25 protein-coding genes are annotated in these 26,653 nt (G+C 57.2%); 10 read left to right on the top strand and 15 right to left on the bottom strand.

Annotated elements, in window-relative coordinates; all coding sequences use genetic code 11:
• Window position 1 precedes the first annotated feature (1 nt).
• Entirely contained in the window at window positions 2-1,096 is a 1,095-nt protein-coding gene (locus O1721_RS02795; RefSeq protein ID WP_032649834.1) for a fimbrial protein, read from the top strand.
• 32 nt (window positions 1,097-1,128) lie between these two features.
• Here the strand turns inward: O1721_RS02795 and O1721_RS02790 are convergent, their stop codons facing one another.
• From O1721_RS02790 to O1721_RS02775, 4 genes are all read right to left on the bottom strand, one after another.
• Window positions 1,129-1,491 (bottom strand): YibL family ribosome-associated protein, encoded by a 363-nt coding sequence (locus O1721_RS02790; protein ID WP_015572767.1) that lies wholly within the window; start codon window positions 1,489-1,491, stop codon window positions 1,129-1,131.
• Window positions 1,492-1,549: 58 nt separating this feature from the next.
• Window positions 1,550-2,140 carry a mannitol operon repressor MtlR gene (mtlR, locus tag O1721_RS02785; protein ID WP_015572766.1) on the bottom strand — a complete coding sequence of 197 codons (591 nt, stop codon included), beginning with the start codon at window positions 2,138-2,140 and terminating at the stop codon, window positions 1,550-1,552.
• A complete protein-coding gene (gene mtlD / locus O1721_RS02780; protein ID WP_023304617.1) occupies window positions 2,137-3,285 on the bottom strand; it encodes a mannitol-1-phosphate 5-dehydrogenase in 1,149 nt (382 codons plus the stop codon). The genes mtlR and mtlD overlap by 4 nt, the downstream gene beginning before the upstream one ends.
• Before the next feature lie 101 nt (window positions 3,286-3,386).
• The gene (locus tag O1721_RS02775) at window positions 3,387-5,294 is read right to left on the bottom strand and encodes a PTS mannitol transporter subunit IICBA (protein WP_015572764.1); all 1,908 of its coding nucleotides are present in this window, start codon (window positions 5,292-5,294) and stop codon (window positions 3,387-3,389) included.
• Between the two features lie 436 nt (window positions 5,295-5,730).
• Between O1721_RS02775 and O1721_RS02770 the strand changes: the two genes are divergently transcribed.
• The 3 genes from O1721_RS02770 (at window position 5,731) to selB (ending at window position 9,663) form a co-directional block, all read left to right on the top strand.
• The gene (locus O1721_RS02770; protein ID WP_015572763.1) at window positions 5,731-6,339 is read left to right on the top strand and encodes a glutathione S-transferase; all 609 of its coding nucleotides are present in this window, start codon (window positions 5,731-5,733) and stop codon (window positions 6,337-6,339) included.
• A 103-nt stretch (window positions 6,340-6,442) separates the two neighbouring features.
• Window positions 6,443-7,828 (top strand): L-seryl-tRNA(Sec) selenium transferase, encoded by a 1,386-nt coding sequence (selA, locus tag O1721_RS02765; protein WP_032649832.1) that lies wholly within the window; start codon window positions 6,443-6,445, stop codon window positions 7,826-7,828.
• Entirely contained in the window at window positions 7,825-9,663 is a 1,839-nt protein-coding gene (gene selB, locus O1721_RS02760; RefSeq protein ID WP_017693788.1) for a selenocysteine-specific translation elongation factor, read from the top strand. The genes selA and selB overlap by 4 nt, the downstream gene beginning before the upstream one ends.
• Before the next feature lie 3 nt (window positions 9,664-9,666).
• Here selB and O1721_RS02755 read toward each other — a convergent pair whose 3' ends face one another.
• Window positions 9,667-10,551 carry an ROK family protein gene (locus O1721_RS02755; RefSeq protein ID WP_003860164.1) on the bottom strand — a complete coding sequence of 295 codons (885 nt, stop codon included), beginning with the start codon at window positions 10,549-10,551 and terminating at the stop codon, window positions 9,667-9,669.
• Between the two features lie 166 nt (window positions 10,552-10,717).
• On the opposite strand from O1721_RS02755, the gene aldB reads away from it, so the two are divergent.
• From aldB to O1721_RS02740, 3 genes are all read left to right on the top strand, one after another.
• The gene (aldB, locus tag O1721_RS02750; RefSeq protein ID WP_006808612.1) at window positions 10,718-12,256 is read left to right on the top strand and encodes an aldehyde dehydrogenase AldB; all 1,539 of its coding nucleotides are present in this window, start codon (window positions 10,718-10,720) and stop codon (window positions 12,254-12,256) included.
• A gap of 249 nt (window positions 12,257-12,505) precedes the next feature.
• A complete protein-coding gene (locus O1721_RS02745) occupies window positions 12,506-12,691 on the top strand; it encodes a type II toxin-antitoxin system HicA family toxin (protein WP_071788668.1) in 186 nt (61 codons plus the stop codon).
• A 14-nt stretch (window positions 12,692-12,705) separates the two neighbouring features.
• A complete protein-coding gene (locus tag O1721_RS02740; RefSeq protein ID WP_023295606.1) occupies window positions 12,706-13,110 on the top strand; it encodes a type II toxin-antitoxin system HicB family antitoxin in 405 nt (134 codons plus the stop codon).
• A gap of 55 nt (window positions 13,111-13,165) precedes the next feature.
• On the opposite strand, the gene O1721_RS02735 is transcribed toward O1721_RS02740, so the two are convergent.
• Window positions 13,166-15,115: a glycoside hydrolase family 127 protein gene (locus O1721_RS02735; RefSeq protein WP_032649830.1), complete on the bottom strand. Its 1,950-nt coding sequence runs from the start codon at window positions 15,113-15,115 to the stop codon at window positions 13,166-13,168.
• A 10-nt stretch (window positions 15,116-15,125) separates the two neighbouring features.
• Window positions 15,126-16,526, bottom strand: coding sequence for an MFS transporter (locus O1721_RS02730; protein ID WP_017693791.1), 1,401 nt, complete (start codon window positions 16,524-16,526; stop codon window positions 15,126-15,128).
• A gap of 225 nt (window positions 16,527-16,751) precedes the next feature.
• On the opposite strand from O1721_RS02730, the gene O1721_RS02725 reads away from it, so the two are divergent.
• Window positions 16,752-17,570 carry an AraC family transcriptional regulator gene (locus tag O1721_RS02725; protein ID WP_032649828.1) on the top strand — a complete coding sequence of 273 codons (819 nt, stop codon included), beginning with the start codon at window positions 16,752-16,754 and terminating at the stop codon, window positions 17,568-17,570.
• Here the strand turns inward: O1721_RS02725 and araD are convergent, their stop codons facing one another.
• From araD to yiaK, 8 genes are all read right to left on the bottom strand, one after another.
• Complete coding sequence (gene araD, locus O1721_RS02720) at window positions 17,571-18,266, bottom strand: L-ribulose-5-phosphate 4-epimerase (RefSeq protein ID WP_032649826.1); 696 nt, start codon at window positions 18,264-18,266, stop codon at window positions 17,571-17,573.
• Window positions 18,260-19,120 carry an L-ribulose-5-phosphate 3-epimerase gene (locus O1721_RS02715; protein WP_017693794.1) on the bottom strand — a complete coding sequence of 287 codons (861 nt, stop codon included), beginning with the start codon at window positions 19,118-19,120 and terminating at the stop codon, window positions 18,260-18,262. Before O1721_RS02715 ends, araD begins: the two co-directional genes overlap by 7 nt.
• Window positions 19,121-19,122: 2 nt before the next feature.
• Entirely contained in the window at window positions 19,123-19,776 is a 654-nt protein-coding gene (gene ulaD, locus O1721_RS02710) for a 3-keto-L-gulonate-6-phosphate decarboxylase UlaD (RefSeq protein WP_015572757.1), read from the bottom strand.
• Window positions 19,773-21,278, bottom strand: a complete 1,506-nt coding sequence (locus O1721_RS02705; RefSeq protein WP_015572756.1) for an FGGY-family carbohydrate kinase — start codon at window positions 21,276-21,278, stop codon at window positions 19,773-19,775. The genes ulaD and O1721_RS02705 overlap by 4 nt, the downstream gene beginning before the upstream one ends.
• Window positions 21,279-21,354: 76 nt before the next feature.
• On the bottom strand, window positions 21,355-22,674 hold the full coding sequence (locus O1721_RS02700; protein ID WP_017693796.1) for an MFS transporter: 1,320 nt from the start codon (window positions 22,672-22,674) through the stop codon (window positions 21,355-21,357).
• Between the two features lie 45 nt (window positions 22,675-22,719).
• Window positions 22,720-23,646, bottom strand: a complete 927-nt coding sequence (locus tag O1721_RS02695) for a DUF4862 family protein (RefSeq protein ID WP_015572754.1) — start codon at window positions 23,644-23,646, stop codon at window positions 22,720-22,722.
• A 26-nt stretch (window positions 23,647-23,672) separates the two neighbouring features.
• Window positions 23,673-24,140, bottom strand: coding sequence for a YhcH/YjgK/YiaL family protein (locus O1721_RS02690; RefSeq protein ID WP_023304610.1), 468 nt, complete (start codon window positions 24,138-24,140; stop codon window positions 23,673-23,675).
• A 10-nt stretch (window positions 24,141-24,150) separates the two neighbouring features.
• A complete protein-coding gene (yiaK, locus tag O1721_RS02685; protein WP_032649824.1) occupies window positions 24,151-25,149 on the bottom strand; it encodes a 3-dehydro-L-gulonate 2-dehydrogenase in 999 nt (332 codons plus the stop codon).
• A 224-nt stretch (window positions 25,150-25,373) separates the two neighbouring features.
• Here yiaK and yiaJ point away from each other — a divergent pair, with 224 nt between their 5' ends.
• Window positions 25,374-26,192, top strand: a complete 819-nt coding sequence (gene yiaJ, locus O1721_RS02680) for an IclR family transcriptional regulator YiaJ (protein WP_032649822.1) — start codon at window positions 25,374-25,376, stop codon at window positions 26,190-26,192.
• A gap of 3 nt (window positions 26,193-26,195) precedes the next feature.
• On the top strand, window positions 26,196-26,651 hold the full coding sequence (locus tag O1721_RS02675; protein ID WP_032649820.1) for a 4Fe-4S dicluster domain-containing protein: 456 nt from the start codon (window positions 26,196-26,198) through the stop codon (window positions 26,649-26,651).
• The last annotated feature ends 2 nt before the right edge of the window (window positions 26,652-26,653 follow it).

Below are 26,653 nucleotides of genomic sequence, written 5' to 3'. Positions count from 1 at the left end.
CATGCGTCGTTTTATTCACTGGTTTTTCTATCTGAGCCTTCTTTCGCTTTTTGGCATGCTGAGTTTTCATGCCCATGCTCAGACCTCACCTTGCCGCACCACGCGCGATCAGTGGGTCGTTCAGGTGCCTTATGCCATTGGGTATGCGCCCGGCACGGCGGACTGGACGCCGATATCTGCGCCGATACAGTCTACCGGGGCGGATTTCTACAGCTGTGATGGCGGGAATGATGCCTGGCGCAGTATCGGCTTTGTCGACGTGGATAACCCCGTCGGCACCGTGGTGGGTGAAGACGGCGCGTCACGTCACGTCTATAAAACTCAGATCGACGGCATCGGCTACGCGCTGGGGTTCCGGGAACAGCAGTACTGTGGCGCCGATGCGGTACGCTATATTGACGGCACAAGTCAGGTGAATGGCAATGAGTCCCGGCGCATTTGCGACGCATCGCAAAACCCCGCCTTTGCCAGCGCCTCAATGTACAAAATGCAGTTCTGGGTGGTGTTTTACAAAATTCCGACGACCAGCGCCATGCCTGATGATAACGCCAATTCCCAGGAGCAAAATGTCGGATCGCTGATATTGCAGGCGGGAGAAAATCAAGCCAGCGCCACCAACGTGGCGACACCGGTACAGATCCATCTCGCCAGCTTCACCGTCAGGCGTACCAGCTGTTCAGTGGGCTCTCGCAGCATTCTTGTTCCCATGGGGAGCGTGAGCCAGCGTGAATTTCACGGCATCGGCTCCCGCGCCGGAGGCGGACGCTTCAGCATTCCGGTGACCTGCGAAAATAACACGGCGGTGAAGATGGGTTTCTTTGGCGATACCACGCCGGGCAACGATCGGGCGCTGGCGTTGACGAAGCAGGAGGATAGCGCCAGCGGTGTCGGGATCGAACTGCTTTACGGTGACAATACCGGTTCGGTTCAGGGGCAGGTGGTACCGTGGAATACCCCGCAGGTGTCGGCGCTTGGGCAAGTAGGGGATAACCAGACGCAAACCTTCTGGTTTGATGCGCATTACATTCAGACGGAAGAGAACGTGACGGCGGGAAAAGCGGATGCGATGGCGACGTTTAACCTGATTTACAACTGAGTTTCCCCTGCCGCAGCGGCAGGGGAGGACGATCAGAACGCGGTCTTACAAAAACCCGTCATCTCTTTCAGACCCATTTCGCGGCCAAGCTCAGTCATCGGGTGCACCACCACCAGGCCACGGACGCTTTTCTTCAGCTTGCCCATGTCGGCCTGCTCTTTTTTGGTGATCGCGCGGCGATGCGGCATGTTCATCAGCTTCTGCGCTTCTTTACTCAGCTTCTGGCCTTTCACTTCGCGCAGGCGTTCAATTTCCGCCTCCAGCTTCACGGACTCTTTTTCCAGCTCGGCATATTTCTCGGCGGAATCGACCAGGGAGAGGCCAGCCATCTGATGGCGGATCAGATCCAGACGGTCGCTCAGGCGTTTAATTTCGTTCTTTTCGACTTCTTTCATGACAAATAACTCTGAAAACGGGGAATTTACAGGGAAGGATACACCAATGTGTGCGGGCTTACTTCTGAAACGCTTTTTTTAAGCTGATTTTAGAAATCAGCTCAGTCAGGGAAAGCACCATGGTGGAGCGCACAACCTGTTGATAACGCAGCTTTTGCATCGCGTACAGCTCAGGGTCGCTGTTATCAAACTGAGGTGCGGGAGGGAGCGCGGATACGCAGTGCAGTTCGCCGAAGGGCCCCAGTATCTCATCATCGGTAAAGGTGTACTCATTACCGTCATGATTGAGCTCTTCGCGCAGCGCCATTAACAGCTCGGCGTCTTCATACTCCTGGCGGTTCAGCACGCCAAGACCGTAAATCAGCTTCAGCCGTACCGATAAATCGCCCAGCGGTCCGTCTCCGTCCAGTAACGGTTCTACAGCATACTTTACCGCGTAGTCGTCTTTGCGAAACACCTGAAGCACCAGAATGTTCACCGCCTCGGTTAACAGCTCGACGGCGGCAATCAGGAAGCTTCGTACGGTTTTGCCAGCATTCAGACGCTCAAGCACACGATTTTCAAAGGCCTGGGTTTGTTCCATTATTGCCTGCATATCTGACAATCTGTTATTCGGGCGCAGGCTAACCTGCGCCGGACTCTGCATCATTTGGTTGCGTTGTATGCGCTGACCGCCTCCGCAACTACGTCACTGTTGGCATCCAGACCGGAGATCTGCGCCAGCGCAGCCTGCGCGCCTTTGTCATCAATCAGCTGAGCCAGCTCAATCGCCTGCGGGTCCTGCTCGCTGCGGTAGTGCATGGCGGCAGCGATGCCCTTCACCAGGTTAGCGTGCGGCAGGCCGTATTCCAGCGTGCCCAGCAGCGGTTTAATCAGGCGGTCGCCCGCGCTTAGTTTACGCAGCGGCTGACGACCCACGCGCTCAACGTCATCTTTCAGATACGGGTTTTCAAAACGACCGAGGATTTTCTGGATGTATGCCGCGTGTTTATCAGCATCAAAACCGTAGCGTTTGATCAGCACCGCGCCGCTCTCTTCCATTGCCCCTTTGACCACCGCACGGATGTTCTCATCGAGGATCGCGTCACGAATCGTCTGATGACCGGCCAATTTTCCGAGGTACGCGGTTATAGCATGCCCGGTGTTCAGCGTGAAGAGTTTACGTTCGACAAATGCCATCAGGTTATCGGTTAATTCCATTCCCGGAATGGTCGGCAGCGCGCCCTTAAACTGGGTTTTATCAACGATCCACTCGCTGAAGGTTTCCACGGTCACTTCCAGCGGGTCGTTGGTGGCGGATGCTGACGGCGGAACGATGCGATCCACGGCGGAATCCACAAAACCTACGTGCGCTTCAACCCAGGCTTTATCTTCGTCTGCGACGGTCGCAAGAACGTGGCCTTTCAGCTGCGTGGTGCCGCGCACCATGTTTTCACAGGCGATGATGTTCAGCGGCGTTTCAACGCCCTGTGCTTTACGCTTCGCCAGGCCTTTCGCGACCGCCGGGGCGATACGCTCAAGCACCACCGGACCCACGGCGGTGGTGACCAGATCAACGCTCGCGATGAGGTCAATCACGTCGTCGCCAATGCTGCTTACCGCGTTGACGCCAGAGACCGTTTCAACCTGTTCGTTTTCACCCACCACGTGAACCTGATAGCTATGACGGGCATTCAGGGCATCCAGAACCACCTGATTCACATCGGCGAATGTCAGGGTAATGCCCGCGTCTGCCAGCAGTTTACCGATAAAGCCACGACCGATATTACCTGCGCCAAAATGTAATGCTTTCATAGTGTTAACCTTCATCAATGTTTTTACCCGAGAGGGCTGGGGTGAGGAACGTTTTCCCCTCACCCTAGCCCTCTCCCCGGGGGGAGAGGGAAGAGGCGCTGTTACTTGTTCAGCAGGGCCAGAACTTCTTCAACGCTGGTAGTGTTGGCCAGACGCTCAATAACCGTTTCGTCATCCAGCGCGTTGGTCAGGCTGGTAATCACCTGGATATGCTCGTTGTTGCGAGCGGCGATACCAATCACCAGACGGGCGATGTCGTCCTCTTCTTCACCGAAGCGCACGCCATCAGGATACTGACAGAACACCACGCCGGTTTTCAGCACGCGGTCTTTGGCTTCCACCGTACCGTGCGGAACCGCGATGGATTCACCCAGGTAGGTTGGGGTCAGCTTTTCGCGTTCCAGCATCGCCTCAACGTACTCAGGCTGAACGTAGCCGCCTTTCACCAGCTGCTCACCGGCGAAGCGAATGGCCTCTTCTTTATTGGTCGCCGTGCGGCCAAGGAAGATGTTTTCAGCGCCCAGTTTGAACAGATGCGCGTTGCTCTCGTCGAAGCTGTCTTGCAGGCTGGTACGCACTTTCACTTCGTTATCTTCATGGCGCTGCGCCGCCACCAGGCGTTCGGTCAGGCTGGCGTACAGGCCGCTGTCGAGGAAGTTGGTCAGGGAAATGTGCTGCGCCTGCGGTACCTGACGCATAGCGCGTTCGGTCAGATCGCGGTGCGTGATCACCAGGTCAACGTCCGGCGGCAGGCTGTTAATCGCGCTGTTGGTGACGGAGATGTTGGTCAGACCCGCATCCTGCACTTTCTTCCGCAGTACGCCCGCACCCATTGCGCTGGAGCCCATACCGGCATCACAGGCCACGATGATTTTACGCACGTGGCTCAGGTCGTTAGAGACATCACCCGCCGCCAGCGGCGTTGCGCCTTTGGATTCGGCTTTCATGTCATGCATACGACGGGTTGCCGCTTCGATATCGTCGTCTTCTTTCACCTTGCTGGTTTTCAGCAGGATAGCGGAGGCCACGAAGGAGACCGCCATGGCCGCACAGATCGCCGCGATGTTCGCGAAGTAGGCGCCTTTCGGGGTCATCGCCAGCACCGCCAGGATAGAGCCTGGAGAAGCAGGAGACACCAGACCACCGCCCAGTACGCTCAGGGTGAACACGCCGGTCATACCGCCAAGGATAACGGCCAGGATCAGACGTGGGTTCATCAGCACATACGGGAAGTAAATTTCGTGAATACCGCCCAGGAAGTGAATGATCGCCGCGCCGCCAGCAGACTGTTTCGCGCTGCCGCGACCAAAGAACATGTACGCCAGCAGAACGCCCATACCTGGACCCGGGTTCGCTTCAATCAGGAAGAAGATGGACTTGCCGAGATCGTGTGACTGCTGAATACCCAGCGGTGAGAAGATACCGTGGTTGATGGCGTTGTTCAGGAACAGGATTTTCGCTGGTTCAACAAAGATAGACGCCAGCGGCAGCATGTCGTGCGCCACCATGAAGTTAACGCCCGCCGCCAGCAGCTTGGACAGCACTTCAACCGCCGGGCCAATGCCGAGGAATGCCAGAATGGCGAGGATCATCCCGATGATGCCCGCAGAGAAGTTGTTCACCAGCATTTCGAAGCCGGATTTGATCTTGCCATCAACCCAGACGTCGAATTTCTTGATTGCCCAGCCGCCCAGAGGACCGGCAATCATCGCACCGAGGAACATCGGCATATCCGCACCGACGATCACCCCCATGGTTGTGATGGCACCCACGACGCCACCGCGGTCACCGCCCACCAGACGACCACCGGTATAACCGATGAGCAGTGGCAGGAGATAGGTAATCATTGGGCCAACAAGTTTTGCCAGCGTTTCGTTAGGCAACCACCCTGTCGGAATAAATAATGCGGTGATAATACCCCACGCGATAAACGCGCCGATATTTGGCATCACCATGTTGCTGAGGAAACGACCAAAGCTTTGCACTTTGATCTTGAAATCGGATGACATAAAACACCCCTTCTTATGTTTACGCTTAGGCTTGTGGCCCGAGGTTTATCGTTAATGTGCGGCGGCAGAGGTAGCCGGGCCCTGTTCTGATGCTGTGAAATCTGGCACTGAATCGTTCAACTGTCCAGACAGTGAAATTTTGTGTGATCTGAATCACATGAATGTAGGGGGTGAGGACATTAATGAAGTGATCGCGATCACATAACGAGTGTGTAAAAAAAATACATCGCTCAGAATTACGCCAAAATGGGCGGTGTTTTGTGATTTGCATCACAATGTTAAGTTGGTTGTTTGTTTCCAGATTGTGATTTTATTCACAAAATATTTTTATGCAGATTTCTCCCGTATCCCCTCATGGCAGGAATGCGATACGCGCACCTGCCTTTTTCCACGGCTTGATCCATACTGACCTCTTTGTGGGCATTAAGGATAAGCAATGAAACTCATCGGCAGTTATACCAGTCCTTTCGTGCGTAAGATTTCGATTCTCCTGCTGGAGAAAGGGATTGAATTTGAATTCGTAAATGAACAGCCCTACAACGCAGAGAACGGCGTTGCGCAGTACAACCCGCTGGGGAAAGTCCCGGCGCTGGTAACGGACGAGGGCGATTACTGGTTTGATTCCCCGATCATTGCGGAGTACATCGAACTGCTTGGCGTTGCGCCAGCCATGCTGCCGGCGGATCCAAAAGCAGCGCTGGCGATGAAGCAAATTGAAGCCCTGGCGGATGGCATTATGGATGCGGCATTGACGTCCGTACGCGAGCAGGCAAGGCCCGCCGCCCAGCAGTCAGAAAATGAGCTGCTGCGCCAGCGCGAAAAAATCAGCCGCAGCCTGGATATGTGCGAACAGCTGATCCGCGACGGGAAAATTCAGAGCGATAGCCTGAATCTGGCGACGATCGCCATCGCCTGCGCCATTGGCTACCTCAATTTCCGCCGCGTCTCGCCGGGCTGGTGCGTGGATCGTCCGCTGCTGGTCAAACTGGCGGAGACGCTCTTCCAGCGCGAAAGTTTTGCCCGGACTGAACCGCCAAAGGCTTGATGCGGGTTATAACACTTCCTGGCGGGAGGCGGTACAATCCCCCCACATGTTAACTCCCTCTCCCGTCGGGAGGGGGGAAGATATTTACTCGCCAGGCGCATTCATGACTACTCATCATTCCCTCTACAGCCAGATCCCCGCTACCGATCGACTGCTTCGTGACCCGCGCATCACTGCGGTGCTGGAGCAGTTTGGCCATACTGCAACGGTCGACATGCTACGCCAGCTTCAGGACGATGCGCGTCGCCATATTCAGGCTGAGAACGCGCTACCCGGCTGGTGCGTGGCGTGGGCGCAGGAAGTTGAACGCAGGCTGAGCAAGCACGGGCAAAGCGCGTTGCGCCCGGTTATTAACCTGACAGGCACGGTTCTGCACACCAATCTGGGCCGGGCACAGCAGGCCGAAGAGGCAACAGAGGCCGTCACCCGTGCCATGCGCTCGCCGGTGACGCTGGAGTACGATCTGGACGGCGCCGGGCGTGGGCATCGCGATCGCGCACTGGCGGATCTTCTCTGCCAGATCACCGGCGCGGAAGATGCCTGCATTGTGAATAACAACGCGGCGGCGGTGCTGTTAATGCTGGCGGCCACCGCGAGCGGAAAAGAGGTTGTCGTCTCTCGCGGCGAGCTGGTGGAGATCGGCGGGGCGTTTCGTATTCCGGACGTCATGCGCCAGGCGGGCTGCACGCTGCATGAAGTGGGCACAACCAACCGTACCCATGCAAAAGATTATCGCGCGGCGGTGAATGAAAACACCGCCCTGCTGATGAAAGTGCATACCAGCAATTACCATATTGAGGGGTTCACCAAAACGGTGGAAGAGGCCGAACTGGCCGCCATCGGGCGCGAGCTAAACGTGCCGGTGATTGCCGATCTCGGCAGCGGGTCGCTGGTGGATATGCGCCAGTACGGTCTGCCGAAAGAGCCCATGGTGCAGGAAATGGTTGCCGCGGGCGTAAGCCTGGTCAGTTTCTCCGGTGATAAACTGCTGGGCGGGCCGCAGGCGGGGATTATCGTCGGCAGGCGCGAGCTGATTGCGCAGCTACAGCAGCACCCGCTGAAGCGCGCCCTGCGTGCCGATAAAATGACGCTGGCCGCGCTGGAAGCCACGCTGCGGCTCTATCTCCACCCGGAGAAACTGGCTGACCGCCTGCCCACGTTGCGTTTGCTGAGCCGTGATGCGGCCTCCATTCGCGCGCAGGCGGAAGCGCTACTGCCGCAGGTTGCTCCTCATTACCCTGAGTTTGACGTTCGTATCGAGCCTTGCCTGTCGCAAATTGGCAGCGGCTCGCTGCCGGTGGACAGGTTACCGAGCGAAGCGCTGACGTTCACCCCGCGCGACGGACGCGGAAGCCAGCTTGAGGCGCTGTCGGCGCGCTGGCGCGCATTACCGACGCCGGTGATTGGCCGGATCGGTGACGGGCGCATGTGGCTGGATTTACGCTGTCTGGAAGATGAAGTGCGGTTTCTGGAGATGATGTTGAAATGATTATTGCCACCGCCGGTCATGTTGACCACGGCAAAACCACGTTATTGCAGGCCATTACGGGCGTGAATGCCGATCGCCTGCCGGAAGAGAAAAAGCGCGGCATGACCATTGACCTGGGTTACGCCTACTGGCCGCAGCCCGACGGTCGCGTGCTGGGCTTTATCGACGTGCCCGGCCACGAGAAGTTTCTTTCCAATATGCTCGCGGGCGTGGGCGGGATCGATCACGCCCTGCTGGTGGTCGCGTGCGATGACGGGGTGATGGCGCAAACGCGCGAGCATCTGGCGATCCTCCAGCTGACGGGAAACCCGCAGTTGACCGTCGCCCTCACCAAAGCGGACCGTGTGGATGAGGCGCGTATCGACGAGGTGCGTGAAGAGGTGCTGGCGGCGCTGAGTGAGTACGGTTTTAGGGATGCCGCACTGTTTGTCACCGTGGCGACAGAAGGCCGCGGTATCGACGCTCTTCGCGACCATTTGCAGCAGATCCCGTCTCGTGAACATGCCAGCCATCACCGCTTCCGTCTGGCGATCGACAGGGCATTTACCGTGAAAGGGGCTGGGCTGGTGGTGACCGGCACCGCGCTGAGCGGCGAAGTGAACGTGGGCGATACCCTGTGGCTGACGGGCGTGAACAAACCGATGCGCGTGCGCGGGCTTCACGCGCAAAACCAGCCGGTGGAACAGGCCCACGCCGGGCAGCGTATCGCGCTGAATATTGCCGGTGATGCCGAAAAAGACCAGCTTAACCGCGGCGACTGGCTGCTGGCCGACGCGCCGCCGGAGCCTTCTGAACGGATCATCGTTTCTCTCCAGACCCATACCCCGCTGACCCAGTGGCAGCCGCTGCATATCCACCACGCGGCCAGCCACATCACCGGACGCGTGTCGCTGCTGGAAAACGATCTCGCCGAACTGGTGTTCGACTCCCCGCTCTGGCTGGCGGATAACGACCGCCTGGTTCTGCGCGATATTTCGGCGCGGGAAACGCTGGCGGGCGCGCGCGTGGTCATGCTGGATCCGCCCCGTCGCGGCAAGCGTAAGCCCGAGTATTTACAGTGGCTGGCCGCACTGGCCCAGGCCCGCGATGATAAGTCTGCGTTAGATATCCACCTTGAGCGTGGTGCGGTGGATCTGGCGGCGTTCGCCTGGGCGCGCCAGCTCAGCGGCGAAGGATTGCGTCTTCTGACGCAGGAGCCAGGTTTTATTCAGGCCGGGAACAGCCTGCTGAACGCGCCGGTGGCGGCGCGCTGGCAGCGCAAAGTGCTGAGCACGCTGGCGACCTACCATGAACAGCATCAGGATGAGCCCGGTCCGGGTCGTGAACGTCTGCGGCGCATGGCGTTGCCCATGGAAGACGACGCGCTGGTGCTGTTGCTGATTGAAAACATGCGTGAAAGCGGCGTGATTGCAAGTCATCACGGCTGGCTGCACCTGCCGGAACACAAGGCCGGTTTTACCGCTGAGCAGGACGCGGTCTGGCAAAAAGTGGCGGCGCTGTTTGGCGATGAACCGTGGTGGGTGCGCGATCTGGCGCGTGAAACCAATACCGATGAGCAGCTGATGCGTCAGGTACTGCGCCATGCGGCGCAGCAGGGGATGATTGTGGCGATCGTGAAAGATCGTTATTACCGCAACGATCGGATCGTGGCATTTGCGAACCTGATCCGGGAGCTGGATCAGGCGCGCGGATCAACCTGCGCCGCAGACTTCCGCGATCGGCTGAACGTGGGACGCAAACTGGCGATTCAGATCCTGGAGTATTTCAACCGCATCGGGTTTACGCGTCGTCGTGGCAATGACCATGTGCTACGCGACGCGCAGTTATTTCCGTAAACGTTAAGCGCTGCGCGCCTGTTTCTGCTTAGCCAGCCAGACCGCGCCCAGCCTTCCCGCCTGGTTACCCAGCTCGCAGGGAAGGATGGGCACCCGGAGCGCTTCCCACTCCTCGAATCGCTGTAGGTATTTATCCAGCAGGAGATAGATTTTCTCCTGCTCGCTAATGCCGCCGCCAATCAGCACCGCCTGCGGATCAAACATGGAGATCACGCTGTAGATGCCCCGCGAGAGGAAATGCGCCCACTCTTCTATGGCCTCACGCAGATGCACGTCACTGTCCATGCGTTTAAACAGCTCCTCACCGTCAGGCATCTCATCTTCCGACACGGCCAGCGCGCGGCGGCAGGCTTTCATCAGGCCGCTGGCGGACGCCACTTCGTGCATCGGCTCGCCGTTGTTGCCAACGGGCAGCACGCCAAACTCACCCGCCCGGTAGTGCGACCCACGGTAAAGATCGCCCTCCATGACGATACCGCCGCCGATGCCGGTGCCGATGGTGATGCAGACAAAATGCTCATAGTCCTTACCAGCGCCCTGCCAGCGTTCGCCCAGCGCCGCGCAGTTGGCGTCATTTTCGGTTGTTACGGGGAGATCGGTCAGCTGTGCGAAAAGCTCGCACAGGTTTTCACCGTCAAGGTAATCCAGCGCCCCGGCCTTGGCCGCTTCGCCGGTATGGTGATTGATGTGGCCCGGAAAACTCACGCCGATGCCGACGATCTCATGCTCCTGGCGGTACTTATCCACCACCGCTTTCCACTTCTGTTTGAAGGTGCTTTCATCGTCAGGCGTATCATATTCATCGGATGTCAGTTCTTCGCCGTTTTCGTTGATCACGCCGTGTTTGATGTGGGTTCCGCCCACGTCAAAGCCGATAAATAGCTGCATTGCATTGTTCCTCATGAGCCCCTGAGCTATTAAGTATGGCTCCGGCGGCAGAAACGAAACGTAAAGTACGGTAATCCGTGATACGGCTCGTAAACCCGTTACCGACTGGCGAGAAAATCACCAGCCGGAACTACCCTTGTTGTACACCTACTGCAAGGAGACGGTCATGACAAACAATCCTCCCTCATCGCGTATCCAGCCAGGCGAGTATGGTTTTCCTCTTAAGCTGAAGCCCCGCTATGACAACTTTATCGGCGGCGACTGGGTGGCGCCCGTCGACGGTGAATACTATTCCAACCTGACGCCCGTTACCGGCCAGCCGCTGTGTGAAATTGCCAGTTCGGGCAAGCGGGATATCGATTTAGCGCTGGATGCGGCGCATAAGGCGAAAGATAAGTGGGGACAAACGTCAGTTCAGGACAGAGCGGCCATTTTGTTCAAAATCGCCGATCGGATGGAGCAGAATCTGGAGCTGCTGGCGACCGCGGAAACGTGGGACAACGGCAAGCCGATCCGGGAAACCATGGCGGCGGACGTGCCGCTGGCGATTGACCATTTCCGCTATTTTGCGTCCTGCATTCGTGCCCAGGAGGGGGGAATAAGTGAAGTTGACAAAGATACCGTGGCGTATCACTTCCACGAGCCGCTCGGCGTGGTGGGGCAAATTATTCCGTGGAACTTCCCGCTGTTGATGGCGAGCTGGAAAATGGCGCCCGCGCTGGCGGCGGGTAACTGCGTGGTGCTAAAACCTGCACGCTTAACGCCGCTTTCGGTACTGCTGCTGATGGAGGTGATTGGCGACCTGTTGCCGCCGGGGGTCATTAACGTGGTCAACGGGGCCGGGGGAGAGATCGGCGAATATCTGGCTACTTCAAAGCGTATTGCTAAAGTGGCGTTTACCGGCTCAACGGAAGTGGGTCAGCAGATCATGCAGTACGCGACCCAGAACATCATTCCGGTCACCCTGGAGCTGGGCGGGAAATCGCCGAACATCTTCTTTGCCGACGTGATGGATGAAGAGGACGCCTTCTTCGACAAAGCGCTGGAAGGGTTTGCCCTGTTCGCGTTCAACCAGGGTGAAGTCTGCACCTGTCCGAGCCGCGCGCTGGTGCAGGAATCCATTTATGAGCGCTTTATGGAGCGGGCGATCCGGCGCGTGGAGTCGATTCGCAGCGGTAATCCGCTGGATAACGTCACCCAGATGGGAGCGCAGGTATCGCATGGCCAGCTGGAAACCATCCTCAACTATATTGATATCGGCAAAAAAGAGGGGGCCGATGTGTTGACCGGCGGTCGTCGTAAGGTGCTGGGCGGCGATTTGCAGGAGGGTTACTACCTTGAGCCGACCATCCTGTTCGGTAAGAACAACATGCGCGTTTTCCAGGAGGAAATTTTTGGACCGGTGCTGGCCGTCACCACGTTTAAAACCATGGACGAGGCGCTGGAGCTCGCCAACGACACGCAGTATGGCCTGGGGGCGGGCGTCTGGAGTCGTAACGGTAATCTGGCCTATAAAATGGGCCGCGGCATTCAGGCCGGACGCGTATGGACAAACTGCTATCACGCCTATCCGGCTCATGCGGCGTTTGGCGGCTACAAGCAGTCGGGCATCGGGCGTGAAACCCATAAGATGATGCTGGAGCACTACCAGCAAACGAAATGTCTGTTAGTCAGCTACTCAGATAAACCGCTGGGGCTGTTTTAATCTCCGGGCTCAGGCCGTTCCGGGTGGGGTGACCTGAGCCGGGTTAAAGCCGGGTGGCGGCTTCGCCTTACCCGGCCTACGAGAGTGTCCGCATTTTTATCTGCAACATGACATGCCTCCTTCTTCTTTTCTCGACGCCTCTTCCTGTTTCGACAAAGCCTGGCTGCACTGCCTTTTTTAATGCGCTAATGTCATTCAATCCAGTAGTGGTGGTGTGTATCATGTGTATAATCAGGGAAGGGTTGGGATGTGAAAAGTGCGGATATCATTGCTGTTCTGGTTAGCCATGGCTGGAAATGTGTAAGAACGAAGGGAAGCCATCATCAGTTTCGCCATCCAGTGCAAAAAGGGTTGGTAACCGTTCCGCATCCTAAAAAGGACATTAAACCGGGCACTCTCGCACAGATCTGGCGACAGGCGGGCATTAAACACTGATATCAGGAGTAGTTATGTTTTATCCGGCTTACATTCATTCTGATTCCGACGGTAGCGCCAGCGGTTTCTTCCCCGACGTTCCGGGATGTTTTTTTGCGGGGGATTCACTTGATGACGCTTTTCAGGATGCACGTGATGCGCTCACGGCGCACTTCGAAGCGCTGTTTGAAATGGATGAAGCATTGCCTCTCCCGGGTAGTGTCGAAGTGCACCTTGAAAATCAACCTGACGACTTCACAGGCGGGCAATGGTTGCTGGTGGATATTAATATGAAGCAATTCGACGGCAGAGCCGAACGCATCAACATCACGATGCCTCGACGTTTGCTGGTGAAGATTGATTCCTTTGTCAGCGAGCATCCTCAATTCGGCAATCGAAGCGCATTTCTGGCCGAGGCAGCACGTCGCGTGCTGCCGTAGCATTAGCCCTCTCCCGTGGGAGAGGGCTGGGGTGAGGGCAACAGGCCGCAGTTATTCAGCTTTCATCCGCCCATATCCGCATTTCCCCTTCTCCCCGGTTTGCCCAGCTGAACCACGGAATAAAGGTCAGCGTCCGGGGCTGACGTTCTACCGGCGAGTGGTCGTACTGCCACAGGGCATCAGTGTCCTTCGCCTGACACCCGATCCCTTCCGCCTGTATCAGCATCTTGTGCGCGAAAATGCCTTTGCCTTCAAATACCCGAAACGCGCTGTCCTGGGGCAAAGAAAGGTTATGCAGATTTGCGCCGTTATCGGCTTCTTCCAGGCAGTAAACCAGCGGTCCACGCTGCAATGCGACTTTCCCCGCCTGCTGGCGCACCTGCGGGTTGCCGTACACGCGGCGGACCGGCATCGGTAACGTCAGCGTCAGCGTGTCGCCTTCCTGCCAGCTTCGGTTGAGGTATAAGTATCCACGGGAGACCTCGCCTGTAATGGCCTGACCATTGAGCGAAACAGCCGGTTCCGCACACCAGTCCGGCAGCCTCAGGGCCAGCGTGTGAGTCACCGGAACTGGTGAGGTAATCTCGATTTTCACCTGCTCATGCCACGGATAGTTCCCGCTAATCCGCAGCTGGAGGATGTTATCCCCAACCGGAATGGCGACGTCGTTCCCCACGTACAGGTTGATCAACAGCGCGTCCGGGCGAACGGTATAAATGTAGTGCCCCAGCGAGGTCAGCACGCGCGCAATATTCGGCGGGCAACAGGCGCAGCCGAACCAGCGCTGGCGCACCGGTTTGACGTGGTCATAGATATGGTTAAAGGCCAGGGTTTTCGGGTGCACTTCCAGCGGATTCACATAAAAGAAATGCTTACCATCCAGCGCCATGCCGCCCAGCACCGTGTTGTACAGCGCGCGCTCCATCACGTCGGCGTAGTGGCCGTCCGCCTCCATCTCCAGCATCCGGCGGGCAAACATCATCAGGCCGATGGAGGCGCAGCTTTCGGCGTAGACCGTATCGTTGGGCAGATCGTAATCGCTGCTGAACGCCTCGCCGCTGCTTTGGGAGCCAATCCCGCCGGTGATGTACAGCTGGCGCTGTGCCATGTTGTTCCACAGCCGCAGGCAATCCTGACGTTTCCCCTCGTCGCAGCTCAGGCGCGCCAGATGTGCCATGCCCGCCATCAGATAGACAAAACGCACGGCGTGGCCGATGGCCGTTTGTTGTTCCGCAAGGGGCAGATGCGCCTGGCTGTAGGCTTTGTCCTTGACCATCCACGCCGGGCCATAGGTGTTCCAGTATGACGTTCTGCCGCGCTTCTCGTATTCGATATCGTAGAAGTGAGGCTGCGCGCCGCGTTCCTCAATAAAGTATTTCACCAGATTGAGATAGCGTTGCTCCTGCGTGACGTCGTACAGCCGCATCAGCGCCAGCTCGATTTCCGGGTGGCCAGGGTAACCGTGCAGCTGGTTTTCGCCCGGGCCAAACACGCTGTCGATATGATCCGCCAGCCTGCACACCACGTCCAGCAGGCGGCGTTTTCCGGTTCCCTGGAAATACGCCACGCCCGCTTCAATCATATGTCCGGCGCAGTACAGTTCGTGGCATTCGGCCAGATTGGTCCAGCGCTCGGCCGGTGCTTTCACCGTGAAATAGGTATTGAGATAGCCATCTTCGCACTGCGCCGCTGCGACCAGCGCGATCACCTCGTCGGCGGTTTTTTCCAGTTCAGCATCCGGCTTCTGGCACAGCGACCACGCCACGGCTTCGAGCCATTTCGCCACGTCGCTGTCCTGAAAGACCATCCCGTAGAACTCCCCCTGTTCCAGACCGGCGGCGATGCGGAAGTTGGCGATGGCGTGGCTGGGTTCGGCCTCCGCCACGCGATCGTTAAGCGCATCCCACTGGTAGGGGATCACCACATCGCGGACCAGCCGTTGGTACTGACCAAGAAACGGGTCGTTGATTTTCAGCTGATGCAGGTCGGCTTCCATTATGGTCATATCGTTCTCCTCAGGACTGTACATGACGCTGGCGCAAATCGGTGGCAATGCGCGACATCACGGGATTGTTAAGCCTGCACCAGCGGATAGCGACCGCCAGCAGCAGGTGGAAAAGGGCAGGAAGCAGCGTCTCCATGGCGGTGATGCCCTGCAATGAGGCGGGTGTCTGGTTACCTGCGCCTGGCTGATAGGCCACGGCAATAAACACCAGGCTGATGATCCCAGCGCTGGATGCCCACGCGAGCTTGATGAAAAACAGATTGAAGGCGAAGTTCATCCCCGATGAGCGCACGCCGGTTTTCCATTCGCCGTAGTCATCGGCAAAGGCCATCAGCGAGAAGTGCAGCGGCAGGGTGAAGCCCAGGATCACGCCGTTACTTAAAATCACGATCAACCAGAGCGTCTGGTGCGCCGGGCCACCCGGCAGGAACCACATTCCCACCGCAAGCGCAGCGAGTATCAGGTTGGTGTAGTAGTAGAGTTTGACGGTATCAATCCGCCGCGACAGCGGACTGACGATCACCGCGCCCAGAATAGCGGCAAAGGTCACCATGGTGAAAAACAGCGAGGTGTACGCCGTGCTGCCCTGAAGCACGTAGGTGATGAAGTACATGTATCCGCCGCCGCGAATGTTGAAGACGTTGATCAGCAGAAACGACATCACCAACATCAGCAGCAGCTGATCGTTTTTCCGCAGGCCCGCCAGGTGCTCGCGCAGGGTGAATTTACCCATCAGCGCAAGCGGGACGCGCTCGCGCACCCAGAAGAAGCAGCACAGGAACATCACCACGGCGATGGTGCACAGCACGCCGACGCCCAGCTGATAACCCCGGGCGGTATTGCCCTGTCCCAGCTCTGACACCAGCCACGGCAGGCCAACGGAGACCAGAAAGCCCGCCACGCCGCACAGTACGAAGCGCCAGGACTGGCAGGATATAACCTCGTTGTGGCGGGTGGTCATGGTGTTGATCAGCGCGCAATATGGCACGTTGATGGCGGTATAGCCCACTGAAAGCAACAGATAGGTGCCGAACGCCCAGGCGATTTTCACGCCCATACTGGCGTCCGGGACGGTGAAGGTCAGCACGCCGACGATCCCGATGGGAAGCGCGACCCACAGCTGCCAGGGACGAAAACGCCCCCAGCGGCTCTGCGTGCGGTCGGCAATCACGCCCATCACCGGATCGGAAATCGCGTCAAATACCCGAAGGGCAATAAACAGCGTGCCCACCAGCGCGGGCGTCAGGCCAAATACATCGGTATAGAAAAAGGTCAGAAAGTTCATGATCAGGCAGGTAATTACCGTGCCGCCCGCGTCGCCCAGGCCGTAGCCAATTTTCTCGCGGACTGACAGCCGGTCATCGGCTGCCTGTTTTGCAACTTCTGCGTCTGTAATCGGTGTGGAAGTCATGGGGTAACTCCTCGATAAACGATTTTTTATCGTATTTGTGCAAGGTACCCCATTTATTCTGCATTCAACGGGCAGACCAACAAGGGAAGGGAAAAGTATAAAAAGGTGACGATTCCGACCTGATGGTGAAACTGTGAGTTTGATCGAGCCGTTCTGCTGATATTTATTAATAATCAAGGGATAAAGAAAATATTAGCCACCAAAAAAGCGGAAAAATGAATATCCATGCTTGAATTATCCATAGCACTTCCGATTAGAGTTCAAAATGGCGGGTTATTTATCTCCCGGGGCGTGGGCCGTCATCCCGCACGAAAATTATCTTCGTGGGAGATAATTTTTGTCGAAAAAGGGACATTAACGATCCAGGAGGAAAATACGCTGTTTGAGGTAAACGCTGGCGAGAGTTTATTACTTTGGCCGAAGCGGCGGCATGTCGGCGTGGAAGATTTTCCGGGCGATCTCAAATTTTACTGGCTGCATTTTGAGGTGGATGAACGCTTGCCGGTGTTGCCAGGCGCGACGCCGCTGTCGATTGAGCAACACTGTAGCGTGCGGGATCCGCAATATGTTATTGCGTTATTCCGTCAGTTTTTAAGCGAGCAGGAAAAATTACAGCGTAGCCAGGCGCTGGAGATAATTTTGCTGTTAATTTTGCAGCAGATATCGCTCTCGCCGGGATATGAAGATAAAGCGGATGATGCGGGCGCGGCAATGGCATGGAAGGCCAAGCAGCTTATCCGCACGCACTTTCATTTGCCCCTGTCCACTTCGCAGCTGGCGAAAGAACTGCACTGCAACGCAGATTACCTGGGGCGAGTATTTCGTCGGACGTTTCATTTAACCCTGACGGAGGCAATTCACCGCCAGCGCGTCAGGGCCGCTGAAAAACTGCTGCTGAACGATGCGGCCTCATTAACTGAAGTGGCCGCCCGGTGCGGTTTTAATGACGTGGGTTATTTCCGGCAAATATTCTCAAAACATACCGGGTTAACGCCCGCCGTCTGGAAACGGCGGTACTGTAAAGAGCATATTAATTCCGGATGATCACTGGCCGTAATAGGCATTTGCGCCATGCTTGCGCAGGTAATGCTTATCCAGCAATTCCTGCTGCATAACCGGAAGCTGAGGTGCAAGCTGGCGCGAGAAAAGCCCCATATAGGCGCACTCTTCCAGCACCACGGCATTGTGTACCGCATCGGCAGCGTCTTTGCCCCAGGCAAACGGGCCGTGAGAGTGTACCAGCACCGCCGGGACCTGCATCGGGCTTATGTCGCGCTCCTCGAAGGTTTTGATAATGACTTCCCCCGTCTGGTATTCATATTCACCCGCGATTTCAGCGGGGGTCATCAGCCGCGTGCAGGGGATCGCACCGTAAAAATAGTCCGCGTGCGTCGTTCCCCACGCGGGTAAATCTTGCCCCGCCTGCGACCAGATGGTGGCGTGGCGGGAATGGGTATGCACAATGCCGCCAATTTCCGGGTAACGACGATACAGCGCGAGATGGGTCGGGGTGTCGGAGGAGGGCTTTTTACTCCCCTCGACCACTTTACCCGTGGCGATATTTACCACCACCATATCTTCTGCGTTCATCACGTCGTACTCCACGCCGGATGGTTTGATCACCATCATGCCGCTGGCACGGTCAACCGCGCTGACGTTGCCCCAGGTGAACGTCACCAGCTGGTGGGCGGGCAGGGCGAGATTTGCCGCCAGCACCTCGGCTTTGAGTTGTTCTAACATGTCATGCCTCCTTCCTGCATTCGGGCTTCAATCCAGCGGCGCGCCTGGATGATCTCCAGCACCGGCTCTTTGGCTTTCTCGGTCCACATTTCAATCAGAAATGCGCCGCGATAATTAAGTTGATTCAGCGTGTTAAACACGCCAACGAAATCGACGCAGCCCTCGCCAAACGGCACGTCGCGGAACTGTCCGGGGCTTTGCTCGGTAACGGGCCGGGTATCTTTCAGGTGGATAGCGGCGATGCGGTCAATGCCCAGCGTCAGCTCGGCGGTGACGTCGTTGCCCCACGCGCTCAGGTTGCCGACGTCCGGGTAAACGCTGAACCACGGCGAGGCGAGCATGTCGTCCCACTTTTTCCACTTGCTGATGGAGTTCATAAACGCAGTGTCCATGATCTCTACCGCCAGCATTACCTGCGCGGCGGCAGCCTGCTCTACGGCCCACGCCAGCCCTTCGGCAAAGCGCTGTTGCGTGCCCTCGTCGTGCTCCTCGTAGTACACGTCATAACCCGCAAGCTGGATGGTGCGAATACCCAAATCACGGGCCAGCCGGATGGCTTTGGTCATGATCTCGCGGGCGCGTTCGCGCACGATTTCATCGCGGCTGCCAAACGGGAAGCGACGATGGGCAGACAAGCACATCGACGGGATGGCCACGCCGGTCTCCAGCATCGCTTCCACAAGAGAGGCGCGCTGCGTGGTACTCCATTCAAGGCGCGATAAACGCTCGTCGGTCTCATCCACCGACATCTCCACAAAATCGAAGCCGCAGCTTTTTGCCAGAACCAGGCGCTCCGGCCAGGAGAGATCTTTTGGCAGCGCTTTTTCGTAAATGCCTAACGGATGCTGACGCATGGTTACTCTCCCCAGATGTCGCGGATTTGCGAATGGAATGCTTGTGCCACCTGCGGCGGATTATCGGCGCCTGCCAGCGCGCGCCCGGCGATGAAGGCTTTGACGTTGATCTGCTTAAACAGCGACAGGTCAGCGGGGGTGATACCGCCAGTTATAGAAAGCTGCAAACCGATATCGGACAGCGCCTTCATTTTGCTGAGATCCGCCTCACCCCACTGCTGGCCGCTGGCCTGTGCGTCGCGCCCGCGGTGGTAAATCGCCTGCTTCACCCCGATGCGATGCCACGCGCGCGCGTCGTCCAGCGTCCAGTTGCCAAACAGCTCCATCTGGATCTCGCCGCCGCCGCGCAGTGCGACCTCGTGGCCACGTTCAACGGTGGCCAGCGGGGCGGCACAGATGATGGTCATCCAGTTTGCGCCTGCGCCAAACGCCTGATCAGCCAGCGTTTCTCCGGCATCGGCGACTTTCCAGTCCGCCACGATAATTTTATCCGGGCACTGCGCACGCAGGGCGCGAACGGCGTTTAGCCCTTCGGTCAGGCATAGAATGGTGCCGGCTTCGACGATGTCGACGTGATCGGAAAGCGTCGCGACATCGCGCTGCGCGGCCTGAAGCGAGGTGTGGTCGAGCGCCAGCTGCAATAATGGTCGGCTCATAGGTCGTACTCCTTAACACGGGCGTGATAGCCCTGTAATGCTGAAATCAGTAGCTGGTAACGGTGATATTTGCGCTGGTAGGCGGCATGGGCACGCATGTCAGGTTCAATCATCCGGATGTCATGCCTGAGGGCGCGCTGAGCGGCGTAAAAATCGGGATAGAGGCCTGTACCGACGAGCGCGGCCAGCGCCGCACCGGAACAGCCGGTCTCTTCCACCTGCGGGAGTTCAATCGCCAGGCCGCTGACGTCCGCGAGCATCTGCATCCACACGTCCGAATGGGTTGGGCCGCCCGTCACGCGCAGGGCCTGCACGTGGGGAAAGCGTTCGAGCATACGGTTGAGGTGGGTCATGTGGCTGAATACCACCCCTTCATAAACCGCCTGGAGGAGGTGCGCGCGGGTATGCAGCGCCTGCAAGCCATAGAAGCCGCTGGTCATCTCCAGCCCGGCGTTGCTGCCGTAGAGGAAAGGCAGGAAGAACACATCGCTTTCAGCTTTTGGCAGGCTGGCCACGGCGTGGTTAATCTCATCGAATGACATATCGCCCCATTGGGCCGTCAGCCATTCCAGGTTGCCGGACGACGTGGGGCTGGCTTCATGAACGATGAACTGCTGCGGATGGACGTAGCGGCCATAGACGTAGGGGAAAGGCTCGTTGTCGCGGATGCCGTGGGCAATCCCACTGGTTACGGCCCAGGTCCCCATTACGGCATTCAGCGTATGTTCGTCATGCAGCCCGGCGCAGATCGCGGTGGAAACCACATCAAACAGTCCACCAACGACGGGAGTACCCGCCGTGAGACCGGTCAGTGCGGCTGCCTGAGCGGTGATTTCCCCGCAAATTTCTGCTGAACCGATAATAGGCGGCAGGGCACCGTCAATGTCGCTGATGCCGAGCCAGCGCGTGAGCTGCGGATCGTACTGCCCGGTATTCATGTTGTAGAGATTGGATTCCGAGATGTTGCTCTCTTCGCAGCCTTTGACCCCGGTCAGACACCAGCGCAGGTAATCGTGCGCCATCATCACGCTGCCAATTTGCTGATACCGCTGCGGCTCGTTCTCTTTAACCCAGCGCAGGAGTGAGGCCGGATGCCCCGTCCACAGCGTCTGGCGAGTATGCGGATAGAGCTTTTCGGGTATTCCGTCCTGCTGCCAGCGTTGCACGATCTCCAGCGCACGGCGATCGGAGGAGAGAATGGCGTTACCCAAGGGGCGATCCTGTTTATCGAGCAGAAACAGCCCCTTGCCCTGGGCTGAAATGCCAACGCCTTTGATCTGACCGCCGTCAGCGCCTGAATTTTTGAGCAGCAGGGCGACAGTTTTGTGGCAGTGCTGCCAGAGCTGGTGCATATCCCGCTCGGCGTAGCCGGCGCGGGGGCTGAGCGTGGCCACTGAGCGGCGTTCAATACAGACTTCTTTGCCCTGGCTGTTGTATAAACCGGCTTTCAGATAAGTACCGCCACAATCGATACCCAGCCAGAAGGGCTCTTTTTCACTCATCTTCTTCTCGCTTAATTGCCGGGTGGCGCTTCGCTTACCCGGCCTACGGTTTGGTTTAGTGGGTCAGGTGAGGGCCTCAGGCCGCACGTTTATGTGGAGTCACCGTGGGGTTGGGCTCTGCTCCGGCATCGCATTTCGCCGGTAACAGCAGGGCCAGCAGCGATGCCAGCGCCAGCGAAACTGCCAGGCAGTAAACGCCTGCGTCTTTGCTGTACAGGGTGATCAGTACGCCTACCGCATAAGGACCGCAGAACCCGCCGAGGTTGCCCAGGGCATTAATCACGCCGCGAGCGCCACCCGCCATCTCAGCGCTGAACAGACGCGCCGGTATGGTCCAGAACACCCCCGCTGCGGATTGCAGGAAGAAGCCACAGCCCACCAGCGCGGCATAGGCCAGCCAGGTGTGCTCTTTCAGCGCCACGGAGAGGAACATGCAGAGCGCAAAGCCAATCAATGGCAGGGAGACAAACAGCTTGCGCTTGCCGGTGCGGTCAGAGAGCGTAGAGAACAGGAACATGCCGGCAATGGCGCCGATGTAAGGCAGAATGGCGAGCATCCCCACCTGGCCGATGCTGGTGTGCGTCAGCTCCTTCAGAATGGTGGGCAGCCAGAGGGTGTAACCGTAAATGCCGGTCTGGTAGAAGAAGTTGAGGGCGATCAGCTGCCACATGGTTTTGTCAGACAGCACCGCGCTGAGCGAGGCGTTTTTCACCTCTTTACCCGCAATGGCCTGCTGCTCTGCCGCCAGGGTTTGTACCAGGTAGTTTTTCTCGGCCTCAGAGATCCAGCGTGCTTCCTGCGGTCGGTCGTAGACGGTGAACGCCCACAGCACCAGCACAACAACGGACATCAGACCTTCAATAATGAACAGCCAGCGCCAGTCGAGAGCGGTAATAATCCAGCCCGACAGCGGGGCGGTGATGATCCCGGCGATGGGCACGAACATGATCACAATCGCGTTGGCGCGGCCGCGCTCGGCATCCGGGAACCAGTTACTGATCATCGTGAGCACAACGGGCAGCATCCCACCTTCCGCCACGCCGAGTAAGAAGCGCAGTACCAGCAGCTGATACTGGTTGGTCACAAGCCCAGTCAGAACCGAGATCACCGCCCAGGCAACCAGCGACCAGCCGATAAACTTCTTACCGCTGCCGTGCACGGCAATTTTGCCGCCGGGAACTTGCAGGAACAAATAGCCGATAAAAAAGATCCCTCCCGCCAGGCCCGCCATCGTGGCGGAAATGCCCAGCTCTTCATCCATACCGCCGGGCATCGCAAAAGCTATATTTACGCGGTCCATATAGGAAATAATGCAGGCGATAAGAATAGGGGGAATGATCCTTAGCCAGCGCTGGCGCGGAATGTCCGCGTGTAGAGCATTAGAAGAAATATTCATAGTTAATATCTCATTGAAGGTAACCGGAAAATGTATTCTTTATTTTTATTGTGACGCTTTATTCATAGCGCTAATGCCGTCGCGCAAAATAGCGATGCGATGGCTGACGTCAGCATTAGCATTTATTTCCAGTAATTTAATACCGGAGAATTTCAATGTTGCGGCGCTCGCCGCAGTAAACAGCGTTTTTACATGTTCAGTGGACATGAGACTGTCGGCGCAGAACGAAGAAAACGGCGCGTGCAGATCCTGCCATTCTCCATACTCACCGTGAGGGGTCGTGCCCGAAAACATCAGCGCCCCCAGCTTCCCGGCAGCGAGTGCCGCCTGAACATGTTCCAGCGGAAGGGCGGTGTTGCGACCTTCGATGGCCGAACGTGCCCAGTTGATACAGACGCTGATATCGGTCTCTTTCACTACCTCCAGCACCTGCTCTAAGGGCAAGAACCCTTTACGCGGCGCCGGGCCATTCATCGCATCACAGTGTTCCAGCACCAGATCGCAGCCCCAGTCCCAGCTCGCGATTTCCCGTACCGAGCGGGAGAATGCTTCTGTCGCTTGCTCGACAGAATCATTACCCGCCTGCGGTGCGGCCTGCATTTCCAGAGCGATCACTTTCCCGGGAAAGCGGGTGTTAACGGCATCAATCTTTTGATGCAGATGGCGGTAATATTCAATGCACGCTTTACGCTGTTCTTCGTCCGCGGACGCCAGGCCAAACGCGCCGTTGCTGCCGCGGCGGCGCATGGTTTCCATAACGGCTGTGACAACGATCTGCCAGTCGCCCGGCGTATGACGAAACAGCCATTCATCACCAAACGGATGGAGATTTTCAAGGCAAGGTTGTTCCAGCCCGCGAATATTTGGCGTGTCGGAAAGTTCCCGCCAGAAGGCGTATTCTTCCTGCTCCCCTTTCTGGTGAAATGAGGGTGCACAGGGGTACGCACCAATAATAAAACCGGTGTTGGTCATTTCGCATTCCTGTATTTATCAGAAAATTAATCTAATTCGCTGATGGCCACTTTCACCACAATTTTACGAATTGCGGATCCCTTGTTTTTAATACAGGCAGGACGGTGAACATCCTGCGGGAAAAATATGGCGTAACTGCCAGGTATCATTTCGATAAATGACTCATGTTCGCTGTCGTGATAAAAAATAATATCCCGTTGCTCCAGCAATGATTCGCTGATTTTGTTATTCCCGGTATCAATAGCAATACCGATTTTTTCTTCGCCCCAGGCCAGAAACTGGATATCCAGATAGCGGCGATGGACTTCAGGGCGGTTCTCGTGTTGTTCCCTTGTGGTGAGGTCGAGAACCTGGGCAAAAATGTTGCGGCCTTCAATTTCGATCACGCCCGGCGCCAGGGTGGTGAAATCCGTGGTACGCAGAAAATTAAGCGCCTTTTCTATCGCCAGCGGCAGGCGACATGGATTTGGCTGTGCAATATGTCCGAATATCATGACCCACTCCTTACAGAGACTGGATTTTCGCCCACACGCTGTCGTCAACCGTGATGCCGTTGCGGCGATTCTCCTCCTGCAGGCGTGTGAACTCATGGCCTGGCAGACGGACGGCGACATTTTCATCAGCGCGTTCTGCGGTGGTGATGAAGTCCATGATGCGCTGTAGTTTGGCATCGCGGGTTGGACCGTCGATCAGGCGATCCACTTCGATGGCGATAAAGATCTGCGATACGCCGTATTCGTCGCTGTTGTCCTGGGTCACTTCTGCAACGGACGCGCCGTCAGAGAGCAGGGTGGCGATCATGTCGAGCACAATCGATAAGCCGGAACCTTTCCAGTAGCCCATGGGCAGAATGCGACGGTTTTTCTCAATCACGCCCGGCTCTCTGGTCAGATTACCTTCATCGTCAAAGCCGCCGTCTACCGGTAATTCGCGTCCGGCCAGGCGATTTACCTCCAGCATGCCGTAGGAGAACATCGACATCGACATATCGACCATGGTGATTGGATTCGACGGGATAGCGACGATCAGCGGGTTTGTGCCGATGCAGCATTCTTTTGATCCCCACGCGGGCATCACGGCAATAGAGTTGGTCCAGCAGATGCCGATATAGCCTTTCTCCGCCGCCTGCCAGCCGTAGCTGCCGCCGCGCATCCAGTGGTTAGCGTTACGCAGCGCCACCAGGCCGATCCCGTGATCGGACGCCAGCTCGGTAGCACGGTCCATCATCTTCTTCGCCGTCAGGTTGCCGATGGAACGCTGGGCATCCCACTGTTCGATGGCACCTAATGTCGTTACGCGTTTCGGCTGGGCGTCAGGGATGATGTCGCCTGCGTCAAGCTGCTGAATAAATCGCGGGAAGCGGTTGACGCCGTGTGAATAAACGCCGGACTCCGTGGTGCGGGCGAACATCTCGGCGCAGGCGTCTGCGGTATCCGCTTTTACACCGCGATCGAGCAGAACCCGATTGAACGCCGCTTTCAACTCTTCGAAGGTCACTTTCATCCCTGTTCTCCTGTTTTTTTAGGGGCAAGTGCGAGTGCTTTTTTATCGCTAAATTTCACTATACGAAATCTGATTTCAAATATAGCGATCAAATTTTGTCAGATCAACGACATTCACGTTTTTCAAAATCGATTAAAATCAAATGGTTGTGTTTTTTCTGTTGAGATCGTGAACTAAACCACACTTTGCGCTACCATCAGGGCGCGATAAACAGGAGCCATTTGATGAGCATAAAAGAGAGCGAAATGACGCAAGAAAAAGAGAGGCCAGCAGGTAGCCAGAGCTTGTTTCGCGGCCTGATGCTGATTGAAATCCTCAGTAACTATCCGAACGGGTGTCCGCTTGCGCATTTATCAGAACTGGCGGGGCTGAATAAAAGCACCGTGCACCGGTTATTGCAGGGGTTGCAGTCGTGCGGGTACGTGACGCCGGCGCCGGCGGCAGGGAGCTATCGTCTGACCACCAAATTTATCGCCATCGGGCAAAAGGCGCTTTCATCGCTCAATATTATTCACGTGGCGGCGCCGCACCTCGAGGCGCTGAACATTGCCACCGGCGAAACGGTCAACTTCTCCAGCCGTGAAGATGATCACGCGATCCTGATTTATAAGCTTGAGCCGACAACCGGTATGCTGCGCACGCGCGCATATATCGGCCAGCATATGCCGCTCTATTGTTCTGCGATGGGCAAAATCTATATGGCGTTTGGTCATCAGGATTACGTGGCGAGCTACTGGGAAAGCCACAAGGAACAGATCCAACCTTTGACCCGTAACACCATCACCGAACTGAGCGCGATGTATGATGAGCTGGCGGAAATTCGCGATCACAGTATGGCGATGGATAAAGAAGAGAACGAGCTGGGTGTGTCATGTATCGCCGTGCCGGTCTTTGATATTCACGGGCGCGTGCCCTATGCCATCTCCATTTCGCTGTCGACGTCGCGCATGAAGCAGGTGGGTGAGAAAAACTTGTTAAAACCGCTGCGTGACACGGCGGAAGCTATCTCGAAAGAACTGGGGTTTAACGTGCGCGAGGCGTAACTGATGAACCAATTTATCCTGGCGGATCCTGAAAAATGTATCGGGTGCCGCACCTGTGAGGTGGCGTGCATGATGTCGCATCAAAGCAGCGCCACGCCAGAAGCGCTTACGTCACGGATCCGCGTGGTTAAGGGGGGTACCTTCACCACGGCCGTGGGCTGCCACCAGTGTGAAGATGCGCCCTGCGCGAATGTCTGCCCGACGGGGGCCATTCACCGTGCTGCGGGAGCCTGGCTCGTTGAGCAGGCTCGCTGTATCGGCTGCAAAAGCTGTATGGTGGCGTGCCCGTTCGGGGCAATGCAGGTTCGGGTCGTGGAAGATCGCGTTCAGGCGCTGAAATGTGATTTGTGCGCGCATCGCGAGGGCGGTCCCGCCTGCGTCGAAGCCTGTCCCACCCACGCGCTGCGCTGCATAGACCCCGCCAGATTACGCGCGGAACGGCTGCGTAATCTGGCCTGAGG

This window comes from Enterobacter cloacae complex sp. HYC033_NIDB (assembly GCF_056673335.1).
This window is presented reverse-complemented; position numbering and strand designations above follow the sequence as displayed.

Coding starts and splice junctions, on each gene's coding strand:
- O1721_RS02795 (WP_032649834.1), top strand. CDS start 2: ATGCGTCGTTTTATTCACTGGTTTTTCTATCTGAGCCTTCTTTCGCTT.
- O1721_RS02790 (WP_015572767.1), bottom strand. CDS start 1,491: ATGAAAGAAGTCGAAAAGAACGAAATTAAACGCCTGAGCGACCGTCTG.
- mtlR (WP_015572766.1), bottom strand. CDS start 2,140: ATGATGCAGAGTCCGGCGCAGGTTAGCCTGCGCCCGAATAACAGATTG.
- mtlD (WP_023304617.1), bottom strand. CDS start 3,285: ATGAAAGCATTACATTTTGGCGCAGGTAATATCGGTCGTGGCTTTATC.
- O1721_RS02775 (WP_015572764.1), bottom strand. CDS start 5,294: ATGTCATCCGATTTCAAGATCAAAGTGCAAAGCTTTGGTCGTTTCCTC.
- O1721_RS02770 (WP_015572763.1), top strand. CDS start 5,731: ATGAAACTCATCGGCAGTTATACCAGTCCTTTCGTGCGTAAGATTTCG.
- selA (WP_032649832.1), top strand. CDS start 6,443: ATGACTACTCATCATTCCCTCTACAGCCAGATCCCCGCTACCGATCGA.
- selB (WP_017693788.1), top strand. CDS start 7,825: ATGATTATTGCCACCGCCGGTCATGTTGACCACGGCAAAACCACGTTA.
- O1721_RS02755 (WP_003860164.1), bottom strand. CDS start 10,551: ATGCAGCTATTTATCGGCTTTGACGTGGGCGGAACCCACATCAAACAC.
- aldB (WP_006808612.1), top strand. CDS start 10,718: ATGACAAACAATCCTCCCTCATCGCGTATCCAGCCAGGCGAGTATGGT.
- O1721_RS02740 (WP_023295606.1), top strand. CDS start 12,706: ATGTTTTATCCGGCTTACATTCATTCTGATTCCGACGGTAGCGCCAGC.
- O1721_RS02735 (WP_032649830.1), bottom strand. CDS start 15,115: ATGACCATAATGGAAGCCGACCTGCATCAGCTGAAAATCAACGACCCG.
- O1721_RS02730 (WP_017693791.1), bottom strand. CDS start 16,526: ATGACTTCCACACCGATTACAGACGCAGAAGTTGCAAAACAGGCAGCC.
- O1721_RS02725 (WP_032649828.1), top strand. CDS start 16,752: ATGCTTGAATTATCCATAGCACTTCCGATTAGAGTTCAAAATGGCGGG.
- araD (WP_032649826.1), bottom strand. CDS start 18,266: ATGTTAGAACAACTCAAAGCCGAGGTGCTGGCGGCAAATCTCGCCCTG.
- O1721_RS02715 (WP_017693794.1), bottom strand. CDS start 19,120: ATGCGTCAGCATCCGTTAGGCATTTACGAAAAAGCGCTGCCAAAAGAT.
- ulaD (WP_015572757.1), bottom strand. CDS start 19,776: ATGAGCCGACCATTATTGCAGCTGGCGCTCGACCACACCTCGCTTCAG.
- O1721_RS02705 (WP_015572756.1), bottom strand. CDS start 21,278: ATGAGTGAAAAAGAGCCCTTCTGGCTGGGTATCGATTGTGGCGGTACT.
- O1721_RS02700 (WP_017693796.1), bottom strand. CDS start 22,674: ATGAATATTTCTTCTAATGCTCTACACGCGGACATTCCGCGCCAGCGC.
- O1721_RS02695 (WP_015572754.1), bottom strand. CDS start 23,646: ATGACCAACACCGGTTTTATTATTGGTGCGTACCCCTGTGCACCCTCA.
- O1721_RS02690 (WP_023304610.1), bottom strand. CDS start 24,140: ATGATATTCGGACATATTGCACAGCCAAATCCATGTCGCCTGCCGCTG.
- yiaK (WP_032649824.1), bottom strand. CDS start 25,149: ATGAAAGTGACCTTCGAAGAGTTGAAAGCGGCGTTCAATCGGGTTCTG.
- yiaJ (WP_032649822.1), top strand. CDS start 25,374: ATGAGCATAAAAGAGAGCGAAATGACGCAAGAAAAAGAGAGGCCAGCA.
- O1721_RS02675 (WP_032649820.1), top strand. CDS start 26,196: ATGAACCAATTTATCCTGGCGGATCCTGAAAAATGTATCGGGTGCCGC.